At 40.4% G+C, this 11,346-nt stretch carries 6 protein-coding genes; 1 reads left to right on the top strand and 5 read right to left on the bottom strand.

Going from position 1 to position 11,346, the window contains the following annotated elements; all coding sequences use genetic code 11:
• The 4 genes from BW716_RS30965 to BW716_RS30950 form a co-directional block, all read right to left on the bottom strand.
• The coding region (locus BW716_RS30965) for an MBG-2 domain-containing protein (RefSeq protein WP_179091305.1) at positions 1 to 2,210 on the bottom strand (2,210 nt) is incomplete at its 3' end.
• Between the two features lie 236 nt (positions 2,211 to 2,446).
• Positions 2,447 to 4,096, bottom strand: a complete 1,650-nt coding sequence (locus BW716_RS30960) for a Na+/H+ antiporter (protein ID WP_083729255.1) — start codon at positions 4,094 to 4,096, stop codon at positions 2,447 to 2,449.
• A gap of 46 nt (positions 4,097 to 4,142) precedes the next feature.
• Positions 4,143 to 7,316 (bottom strand): chemotaxis protein CheB, encoded by a 3,174-nt coding sequence (locus tag BW716_RS30955; RefSeq protein ID WP_083729253.1) that lies wholly within the window; start codon positions 7,314 to 7,316, stop codon positions 4,143 to 4,145.
• 640 nt (positions 7,317 to 7,956) lie between these two features.
• Positions 7,957 to 8,301, bottom strand: coding sequence for a DUF1793 domain-containing protein (locus BW716_RS30950; RefSeq protein WP_083729251.1), 345 nt, complete (start codon positions 8,299 to 8,301; stop codon positions 7,957 to 7,959).
• 411 nt (positions 8,302 to 8,712) lie between these two features.
• Between BW716_RS30950 and BW716_RS30945 the strand changes: the two genes are divergently transcribed.
• Positions 8,713 to 10,095, top strand: a complete 1,383-nt coding sequence (locus BW716_RS30945) for a T9SS type A sorting domain-containing protein (protein ID WP_083729249.1) — start codon at positions 8,713 to 8,715, stop codon at positions 10,093 to 10,095.
• Positions 10,096 to 10,159: 64 nt separating this feature from the next.
• On the opposite strand, the gene BW716_RS30940 is transcribed toward BW716_RS30945, so the two are convergent.
• Positions 10,160 to 11,326, bottom strand: a complete 1,167-nt coding sequence (locus BW716_RS30940; protein ID WP_083729247.1) for a glycosidase — start codon at positions 11,324 to 11,326, stop codon at positions 10,160 to 10,162.
• Positions 11,327 to 11,346: the final 20 nt, after the last annotated feature.

Here is an 11,346-nt window from a genome sequence, read left to right as displayed (position 1 = left end):
GTAAGTGCGGCCTTGTTGATCGTTAATGTACCGGAAGCATATGTTATATCATAGTTTGAGGCAGTAAGGCCGGAAGGTATGATGGTGTAGCTGTTTACCGCTATTGCTCCCTGAGATGTACCTGTGTAAGCGATCGTGCCGGTTATTGTGGTTGATGCATCTTCACCATTTACGAAACCACTGTAAGTTACGCCATTGCCACCGCTGAATGAAATATCATCATAGATTTTGGTAAGGTCACTGGCAGTAATAGTAAGTGCCGCTTTGTTGATGGTTAATGTACCAGAAGCATATGTTATATCATAGTTTGAGGCAGTAAGACCTGAAGGTATGATGGTGTAGCTATTTACAGTTGTTGCTCCCTGAGAGGTACCTGCGTAAGCGATCGTGCCGGTTATTGCGGTTGATGCATCTTCCCCATTTACAAAGCCACTGTAAGTTACACCGTTCCCACCGCTGAATGATATACCATCATATGTTTTGGTAAGATCACTGGCTGTAATGGTAAGTGCGGCCTTGTTGATTGTTAATGTACCGGAAGCATACGTTATATCATAGTTTGTGGCAGTAAGCCCAGAAGGTATGATGGTGTAGCTGTTTACCGCTGTTGCTCCCTGAGATGTACCGTTGTATACGAGCGTGCCGGTTAATGCTGTTGACGCGTTATCACCATTTACGAAGCCACTGTAAGTTACGTCGTTCCCACCGCTGAATGATATACCATCATATGTTTTGGTAAGATCGCTTGCAGTAATGGTTAGTGGAGCTTTATTAATAGTTACGGTAAATGTCTCATTGGTGGCAGCAGCATACACGGAATTGCCCGACTGACTGACAGTTATGGTTGCTACCCCGGCTTTTAATATTTTTATCTTCCATTTGTTCCCATCGGCGGCATCTATATATGGTTGTGCGATACTTGCGTCAGATGACTGCAATGTAACGGCAAGACCTGATGAGGAAGATGCTACAGGTTCAAAGTCGGCATCACCATAGGTTTTTACTGCATCTGCCACCGTAATTGTCTGGCTGGTGAGGGGCTGATATTCTATTGCGCCCAGATCAATGATACCACCAGAGCTGTAATTGGCGACACGTGGTTTTCCAACCAGATCGGTGGAAGTGGCACTTAAACCGGTGTATAGACTATTGCTACCCAGATCTATTAATGGACTGGATGAAGTCAAAGAATAATCTCCTTCGGTAAATGGGGCGTTAGAACTGGAAGGTGCATTTACAAAATAGGGATCAGTACTGGCAGGGTTATGGTTAGTAGCATTGGCAGCTACATTCTGCACCATAGTGTATTGTGCTGTATATGACCCGCTAAGATTATAAATTGGATTAGATGTACCGTTGCCATAAATAATACTATTATTGAAGGTCAGGGTGCTGGATGAAATGGCCAGGGCACCTCCCCAACCAGCGGCATTATTTCCGGCGATTACAACGTTAGTGAATAGGGGTGTTGACTGATATGCAAATAATCCTCCGCCATTACCACTACCACTAATATTCGCATAATTACCATTTATGATACAATTAGTGATTTTAGGGGAAGAATTATATCCTATGTAAACACCGGCACCGGCTATCGCCTGGTTCCCGCAAATTATTACATTATTAATAGCAGGTGCTGCTCCGTATAATATGATACCTCCGCCTGCTATTCGCATTATGCCATTGCCGTTTACGGTTAATGTATTTGTTGAGCTACCGGTGGTTGATGTACCTTTCATGATGGTAATTCCATTAATTTCGGCTGTGCCTACATCACCTGAAGCAATCATTACATGATAAGCATTGTCATTTAGGTCATCAACTGTGCCTAAGTCGCCACTTAGAATGGTCTTATTTGCAGTGAGAGATAAATTGCGTTCGGCCAAAGTGGTTTCTGTGCCGGCAAATCCGCCATATAATTTGACGTCTTTTACTAATAAAAAGGTTTTATCTCTGTTGTCAGCACTGGAAAAATCGGCTGGATAATTAGGTAACCAGGTCCCACCGGATACCCATATTTGCTTGATGGCCGTGTTGGTCGTAGCGGCTTTTAATGCGTCAGAGAGATTGCCTGAAGCATTGGCCCAACTGTCACCGGTACCGGTGCCACCGGTTTTAACGTATACAATACCGTTAGCATCAGGCGTTTGAGCATAAGCGTTAATGACAAACGTCAAGGATAAAAAGAGAAGTCTTAAAAATCTATTCATTAGGCGGGGATTAGGCATTTTTGTTTAGAACAATTTTATATTTTCCATATTCAGAAAACATATCTTTCAATCAAAGCAGCATATACTTAAAATGATTTAACTGCATAATTCTTTGTAAATCAAATTAATGGTAATTAGTTGTGGCATATCTCTATAGAAAACGGTAACAAAGATATAAATAAAGTTATTTTAATAATAATTCAATTGTAATTGGGAAAGGCAATATTAATCGGGTATTATTCTTCTCCTCTCATGAGCACCTCATTCAGACTGAGATCATCCCGATCCAATTCCTGCTCCAGCTTCCGGATAGATAGATTACTATAGCTACCTTCTTTATAAAGTCTGATCAACAATTCACGACGAAACCTGCTAATTTCTATTTGCGCTGTCAATATGGGGGCAATAGGGATTGACAGCCACGACTGCTGAGCAATATTTCTGTGTTGCCGGCGACTATCATTTTCAATTTTATTTTGCAGCTGTAAAAGTGTGGCTTCATATTCTGCTTTTACCTGTCGTTTTATTTTGTCGTCAAGGTGTATAGGAAATTCATGCTCAATAAAGTGAAGAATATTTTGAACAATAAACAATTTTAGTTCCTGTTCCTCTTTATGGGCCTGTAAAGTTGGCTTTACGCCAAGGATCTTTATCAATAGTGGAAGTGATAAACCCTGAATGACCAATGTGACAAAAATAACTACAAAGGTCAGGAACAGGATCAATGAACGTTGCGGAAAAGGCGCTCCACCTATCAGCGTTATTGGCAATGCCAGGGCGGTAGCCATTGATACAATACCTCTGGTGCCTGTCCAGGCAACAATCAATACATTTTTCCAGGTATTTATTTTTTCATCCTGGATATCCTTTGAAGCGGTCGCTTTAATTTTATTAGAGAGTAAATTATGTGAATATGCTGTTGCAAAGACCCACATTACCCGCACTACGATAACAACGATACTTATTAAAAATCCATAAGCAATTAATATGGGTAATGAATACTTTTCCAGTTCTTTTAAAGCATTCGGCAATTGTTGTCCGATCAGTAAAAAAATAAATCCGTTTAGGATATATACCAATGTGTCCCATACTGATTTTGACCGCATTCTTGTCTGATAGGAAAATATCTCTGGCGAACGCCAGGAAATAAAAAGACTGGTACTAACCACTGCAAGTACGCCAGATAAATGTAGTTGTTCTGCCAGAATATAGGAAATGAAAGGGCTTAATAACGTCAGACTTGTACTGGCAATGGAATTGTGGGTGATCATTTTGTGCAACCATACAAAAATATATCCGGTTATAAACCCACATAATATACCACCACAAACCAATAAGGTAAATTGCAATCCAGCTTGCCAGAATACAAAAGCGCCGGTGTTAATTGCAATCATTGAAAACCGGTAAGCGATGAGCGCACTGGCATCGTTGACCAGGCTTTCGCCTTCAATAATGGTCATTATCCGTTTGTTAATACTTAACCCTTTAGTAATTCCAGTTGCCGCTACAGCATCAGGAGGAGATACAATGGCCCCGAGTGCAAAGGCAAGTGGCCAGCTAAATCCTGGTATACAATAATGAGCTGCAAGCGCTACGGTAATAGTTGTAAAAAAAACTAATGCTATGGCTAACGCTGAGATAGAGATTATCTCTTCTCTAAAGTCATGCCAGGAGGTATGGGAAGCTGCATCATAAAGCAAAGGTGGTAAAAACAATAGAAAAACCACTTCCGGATCTAAAATGATCATAGGAAAATGTGGAACTACACCTAAAATTGCACCAGTAATTACAAGAAGTATTGGAAACGGAAATTTTACTTTTTCAGCAAAAGCTGATAAAGCAACTAGAACAGTTAATATAAGAACTATCGCATCAAATTGTTGCATCTTAATGGAAGGTAATATATTTCACTGGCATACATTTAATTCAATGCTAAGAAGGTCTGATATAAATGATGAATTTACTTCCCTTACCAGGCGCACTTTCAACTTTCAGATCTCCTTGTGCGGCATGTATAATCTTTCTGGCAAGGTATAACCCTATACCATGTCCTTCTACATGAAGGTTGAGCCTTCCATAAATGGTAAATATCTTTTTAATTCCTTCCTGGGTCATACCTATTCCATTATCCTCTACACTCAGCATAACATATTTGCCCTCTTTCCTGCTTTGAATGTGGATCTTCGGTTGCTCAGGACCGGAAAATTTCATTGCATTGGAAATCAGGTTATACAATATACTTCTCAGGTTCTTTTGGGAAAAAGATATTTCTTTTACTTCAAGTTCTGTAGTGATTACAGCGTGTGTATTTTTGATTTTTTTTTCAAGGCTCCATTCAATATTACTGATCACCTCACTGATATTTACCTGCTCGGTATCATTCATGTTGTTTTCCAGTCTGGCCACTGTGCCAATACTCCTGACAAGTAAACTGAATTTCTTAACAGAGGAATTGATAACTTTGGTAAACTCCATCAATTCCGAATTGTTATTCTCCAGCAGGTTCATCAATGCAATACTTGACTCTATACTACTCAATGGATCCAATAAATCATGTGAAGCCATATGAATAAAATGGTCAAGATCTGCATTAATACGCAGGAGGCTTTCATTCTTTTCATCTAATTCTATCTTTGCCTTTTTCAGTGCAGTAATATCATTAAAGGAAATAACCGCTCCTTTACGTATATTTTCTTCCTGTTTTATGTAAGGCATAATCATCATTTGGAACCAATGCCCTTCATTGGTTTCGATTTCTTTGATAATATCAACCCCATCATCAAGTACTTGCATGACATCATCTACAATAGAACTCATCCTGATATTAGTGGAAATGTGGCTGATCGGTCTTCCGATATCAGCCTCCTGCAGATTGATCAGTTTTACAGCAGCAGGGGAATATTTCATTAACTCAAGTTGTTCATTCAAAAATATCTGGCCATTAATATTACTTCTGAAATAGTTGTTCAAATCGTCATTTATTTCAAGTAACTGTTTATTCTTTAACTGATACTCAGCATTGATGGTATGTAGTTCTTCATTCACGGATTGCATTTCTTCGTTGGTACTTTGCATTTCTTCATTGGATGAAATAAGCTCTTCGTTGAAAGACTGCATATTTTCATTGTAAGCATCAATTCTTTCATAGGCCGCGGAAAGCTTTTCTTTGACTTCTTTCAATTCACTCTCCAGGTTTGATAAGTATTGAACATTATATGCGCGTTCGTCAAAAACCTGGTATTCTGTATGAATATCCGAAAAGGCCGGATCTTCTCTAAAGATGATTAAAAATGAGGCCGGACTTCCATTTTTGGCCTCCAGTGGGGAAATGGTGAGGCTTACTGCAATTTTTTTACCTTTTAATTCGACAGGAATACCCAGGACACCAATTTTTTTATTTGTTACTGACACCTGACTTATTAAGGTATTATATGCCAGTTTCAGCTGTTCGGGCAACAATTCCAACAGGTTTGAATTAAAGTTTTGTTGAAGCAGGTATTTGGCCGTATTACCATATGACTTGACTACCTGATAGTTGTCATTAATAATTAGAGCCAGGTAATCCAGTTCATTAGCAAGTATATCATTCACCATTTCTGCTACATCATTCCCCTTGTTTCTACCGTCATATTCCCTCATCGGGGTAATTTTAGATGAGTGAATTGATTCAGGTATTGAAAATGCATCGAAAGTAATCGTTCGTTTTTCACTGATATTTTTATATAATCTCCACTTTTTGCTGATCACTTCCAGGTTGTTGATAATAGAAGTGGGGGTTTCACTGGAACCTAAAAACAGGTAGCCATTATACTTAAGTCCAAAGAGCAGCATTGAAAATATTTTCTTCTGCAAATAGGGCGTCATATAGATCAGCAGATTGCGGCAACTGATAAAATGCATATTGCAATAAGGGGGATTCTTTACCAGGTCATGCTGCGAAAATATTACCATTTGGCGTATACCAGGAGATACCCTGTAGCTCTCACCCTCCTTTGTAAAATACTTCTGCAACCTATCAGTTGACATATCTTTTACACTACTCCAATGATATAAGCCTTTACTGGCGTATAACAATGCAGAGCTGTCCAGATCGGTAGCAAAGAGTTTCACCGTCGTATTTTTATAAGGGCCGACCAACTGTTCTTTGATCAGTATAGCCATTGAATATACTTCCTCACCTGTAGCACAACCTGCAACCCACATTTTAAGTTCATCCCCGGGATTAAGATTAGATAGCAGATCGGGCAGAATACTTTTTTCTATGATGTCAAAAGCTTCTGCATCTCTAAAAAAAGAGGTGACGCTGATAAGAAAGTCTTTGGCCAGTGTTTCCACCTCAGCAGGATTTACGCGCAAAAATTCCAGATAATCTTCAAGCGTGGTAAAATTAGCAGAGGTTGCTCTGCGTTTAGTTCGCCGGAGAAGGGTAGTTAGTTTGTAATCTGAAAAATCAAGTGGCAATTGCTCTTTTATATAATCAATGATAGAAACAATTGTATTTTCATTTTCCTGTTCACCGGCTGCCGTTTCCAACTGTTGTTCTACGTAATCTTCGATTACTGCTGGCATTGCGGAAGGTTCTAATACAAAGTCAACCATTCCGGTGGCTATTGCACTTGATGGCATACTGGAGAACTTTGATGTAAGAGGTTCCCTGACGATTACCAGGCCTCCTGCTCTCTTGATGGCTGTTACACCATCTGAACCATCTGACCCTAATCCTGATAGCACAATCGCTATCGCTCTCTTACCATAACTAATGGCGAGGGAATTAAAAAATATATTGATGGTGAGATAAGGTGCCTTTTGCATTTCCTTGCCAGTTAAGTATAACCGGCCATTCCGGACGGTCATTAACTTATCATTGGGAATCAGGTAAACATGATTGGATTGGATGAGAATTTCATTTTCTGCTTCCTGTATCCGTAACTTGCTATGCCTGGACAGTAAATCTACCATCCTGCTTTTAAAATGTTCCGATAGATGCTGAACAATCACATATGCAACACCATCTAATGGTGTATTATCAAAAAAAGTATTAATCTCATCCATACCACCAGCGGAAGCACCAATGGCTATAATGTGATGGGGCTCTATCATGATCATTGTAATAGTTGTTTAACTTGTAACTTGTTGAAAGCGGGTGCAGAAGGTAAGTCGTTGTGTCTAAGATAGGCTAATATTTTTAATAGCCATTTCTAAGGTCATAGGCCCTTAATGTTCTTCCAAGTGTATAAATATTGTTGCTGCATAAAAACAACCTTTTAATAGGTTGTTAACTCCTGAGTGTAAAACCTCCACTCAATCCTTATTCAAGCTATTATAGAAGCGTCACATAGTTAATTATAGTCCGGTTTGCTTCAAAAGGAAATAGTAGTTTTATTGGTAAGGTCAATGGGAACGTTCAGGATTATTTTCAGGCCACAATTACTACCTCATTTAACAGTGGTAGTATGTGAAGAAAGACTCTTACGAGTGAATAATTACTGGGATGTAAAGTAACGATATGTTACTTCATATTCTTCTAAAAAGAAAGGTAAGACTTTTCCATGACATATCTTAGAAGTTATTTGGGTTATAGTCTTAACTGGAAGATTCCTTCATTAAATTCGCTTGTGGAATGAAATGGGGATGTATTATAAGTAACAAGAAGGCCATGAGAATTGCATGTACGAGAATGCTCTCCATCTGGTACCCGAATAAAAAGGGGCCGTCCCGAAGTTTGAGACGGCCCTATTGACATGATTTAGTTAGTGTGCAATTTGTCCGCTAATACTTTCATGTAGAACCCGCCTACAACACTTCTCGCTTTGAAGTTCTCACGAATGCCAGTCTCTGAATCGTAAAAATCATTGAGCGGAACACGGGAGGGTGTCTCTAATGCGTGTATATACAGTGGTTGGATCAATGCTTCAAACTGCTCCTTTTCCGGAGCAAAAGTGGCTGTCCACGCAATCCAGTCATTTTTAGTATAGGATTTACGGCTATCCAGTGGATATGCAGGCGCTATTCTATTCTGCGCCTGAAGCTGGCAAGTGGAAAAAAAACATGCAAGTACGCTGAGACCTTTTAATCTGTTGAATTTAATCATCTTAGATTTTTGTGAATTTTGTTTGGAATTTTAGCAGGTTAAAATTAGATAACCGGAATTTCTGAGTTTATGATTTTTGCCCCAGGATCAAAAATATTCAGATAAATTTTGCAATGTTTTTGCAATTTTCACGAAGAAGCATCACTTTTTGATTTTATTTTAGTGATATTAGGGAGATATCTTTCTGTGGCTTCCTTATTAATGTATATTGCTTTTGTAACCTTCCTTCATCTTCAGGCACAACCACTGATGAATATTAAATAAAGAAAACTGTCTTCAATATTATTAGAAATATATATATTAGCAGCGCTAAAGTTTCCACCTAACCATATCTGGTACCCCTCAGGTCTGTTATTTTAATAATACCTGTAGTCTGCTCTATTTATAACCATTACTAGTAAACAACATCCTATGATGAAAACCCGGTATTTAAGATGGGCATTGATTGCCATCTGTTGCTTTTTCAAATTATTTGCCCACGCTCAATGTAGTCTGGTAGGCTGGGCTAGCCAAAACGGCGGTGTAACAGGTGGTGGAACTGCAACTCCCGTAATTGTAAGCACCTATGATGCACTTAAAACTGCGATTACTTCTTCAACTGTAAAAGTCGTGCACATATCAGGCACGATCACCATTCCTTCTGGTGGCAGAATAAGTTTTCAGGACCAGTCAGCAAAGACAATTTATGGATTGCCCGGTTCTAAGCTGGTATCAAACGATCTCACAAAAGATGGTTCCGGTATCATCTATGTAAAACGTGTATCAAATGTGATCTTCAGGAACGTCACTTTTGTAGGCCCTGCTGCTTATGATACTGACGGATGGGATAACATGACGATCGATAATAGTACGAATGTGTGGGTAGACCATTGCGATTTTCAGGACGGTATGGATGGAAATCTGGATATCAAAGCTGCTGCCGATTACATTTCAGTGACCTGGTGTAAATTCTCTTACAACAAAACCCCTGTTGCAGGTGGCTCAGGAGGATCTGACGATCACCGTTTCTCCAACCTGTTTGGTTCCAGTGACGGCGCTACCGGCGACAGAGGAAAACTGCGCATCACACTGGCCAACTGCTGGTGGGCACAGGGTTGTAAAGAACGTATGCCAAGAGTAAGATTTGGTAAAGTACACCTGGTGAATAATTATTTCAACTCCACTGTTTCCAACAAATGCATCATGGCAGGCTATGAAGCCGACCTGCTCATAGAAGGGAACGTATTTGAGAATGTGAAAAATCCGATTGATCTGATGGACAATACATTTACAGCCATCACTCAAAAGAATAATCTCTTCACCAATACTTCCGGCAATACATCCGGCAGTGGTGCGGCTTTCACGCCTCCATATACATTGACGGCCGATCCTGCCAGCTCTGTGAAAGCGCTGGTCACTGCTGGCGCAGGTGCCACCCTGACCACTCCTGATTGCGGCAGCACAGGCACTACGCAAATTGCACTTACGGCAACGGCAACTCCTGTTGCCGGAGGAACGATCACGTCTTCAGCCAGAATAGCAGCGCTGAGTACTGTCGAAGTGAGCCGTGTTTATCCTAATCCTACGCATGGAAATACAACCATCAATGTAACCCTTGCTAAAGATGAGCAGACGATCATCCGGCTATTTGATGCGCAGGGTAAGCTCGTAAAAGATCTGGGTGTAGTAAGATCGGAGACAGAGGGTACACAACAACTTACTTATAATTTCAGTGGGCAGACTCCGGGCCTATACTTTGTGAGCTTTATGACTAATAAAGGCGCAATTTCAACCTATAAATTATTGATTGATTAGTAACTAACAGAGCAGACAAGGTAAGGAGCCGCCTCAATTATTATTGAGACGGTTCCTTTTATCCTTAAATCCTTTCATTCCCCTCAATAATCTGCAGAATCTTCTCCACACTCGCTGCTGACCGCAGCCCATCCGCCGGTGTATGCACTACATAATCCAACAACCGATCTATAGAAGAAACCGCCACATGCATCCGCGTATCTGAAGAAGCATAATAAATAAAAACAGTACCATCATCATCAGCTACCCATCCATTGCTAAAAAGTACATTGGATACATCGCCGACTCTTTCTTCTCCTTCAGGAGCCATAAAGTACCCCCCGGGTTTATAAATCACCTTAGTAAGGTCGTTCAGATCTGTCATGAACATATACAATACATAACGCAAGCCCGCCGCTGTATTACGCACACCATGTGCAAGATGTAACCATCCTTTAGGCGTTTTGATCGGAGCAGGACCCTGCCCATTCTTTGCTTCATAAACAGTATGATATACTTTAGCGTCGATCACAATTTCCTGATCAATCACCGCCGGTGTCATACTATCGGAAAGACCAAAACCAATACCTCCACCAGATCCGGTATTAATAAACCCATCCTGAGGGCGCGTATAAAAACCATATTTCCCTTCTACAAATTCAGGATGTAACACCACATTCCGCTGTTGGGGAGAAGGTGTCACCAGATCAGGCAGCCGTTCCCATGTAAGCATATCTTTAGTTCGCACAATGCCGCATTGTGCGATGGCAGCAGATTGATCTCCTGCATCTGCAGATGGATCACGACGTTCAGTACAGAACAGCCCATATATCCAGCCATCTTCATGTTGTACCAACCGGATATCATATATGTTAGTATCAGGAACTGCTAATTCCGGTATGAGTGAGGGCCGGTCCCAGAACCGGAAGTTATCTATACCATTGTCACTTTCAGCTACCGCAAAAAATGATTTACGATCAGCACCTTCTACTCTGGCCATCAGCAGGTATTTACCATTCAGTTTTATAGCACCGGCATTGAATACGCCGTTAATACCAAACCGTTCCATCAGGTATGGATTGGTCCCTTTATTGAGGTCGTATTTCCAGGCAAGTGGTGCATGCGCAGCAGTCAATACAGGATAACGGTACCTATCATATACCCCATTGCCTAAAGGTTGCTTTTCATTAGGCCGGCTAATCAATTGGTCATAGGCCGTTTGTAAGGCTTCCAATCTCTTTTCAAAGTTCATAAATATAATTTTTCCGGTTA

This window comes from [Flexibacter] sp. ATCC 35208 (genome assembly GCF_001975825.1).
Classification (GTDB): Bacteria; Bacteroidota; Bacteroidia; order Chitinophagales; family Chitinophagaceae; genus Chitinophaga.
The sequence above is the reverse complement of the archived record's forward strand: the minus strand, read 5'-3'. Positions and strand labels throughout refer to the sequence as shown.

What these genes read in the sequence shown, in the direction of transcription:
- BW716_RS30945 (WP_083729249.1), top strand. Translation starts at nt 8,713, where the DNA reads ATGATGAAAACCCGGTATTTAAGATGGGCATTGATTGCCATCTGTTGC.
- BW716_RS30960 (WP_083729255.1), bottom strand. Translation starts at nt 4,096, where the DNA reads ATGCAACAATTTGATGCGATAGTTCTTATATTAACTGTTCTAGTTGCT.
- BW716_RS30950 (WP_083729251.1), bottom strand. Translation starts at nt 8,301, where the DNA reads ATGATTAAATTCAACAGATTAAAAGGTCTCAGCGTACTTGCATGTTTT.
- BW716_RS30955 (WP_083729253.1), bottom strand. Translation starts at nt 7,316, where the DNA reads ATGATCATGATAGAGCCCCATCACATTATAGCCATTGGTGCTTCCGCT.
- BW716_RS30940 (WP_083729247.1), bottom strand. Translation starts at nt 11,326, where the DNA reads ATGAACTTTGAAAAGAGATTGGAAGCCTTACAAACGGCCTATGACCAA.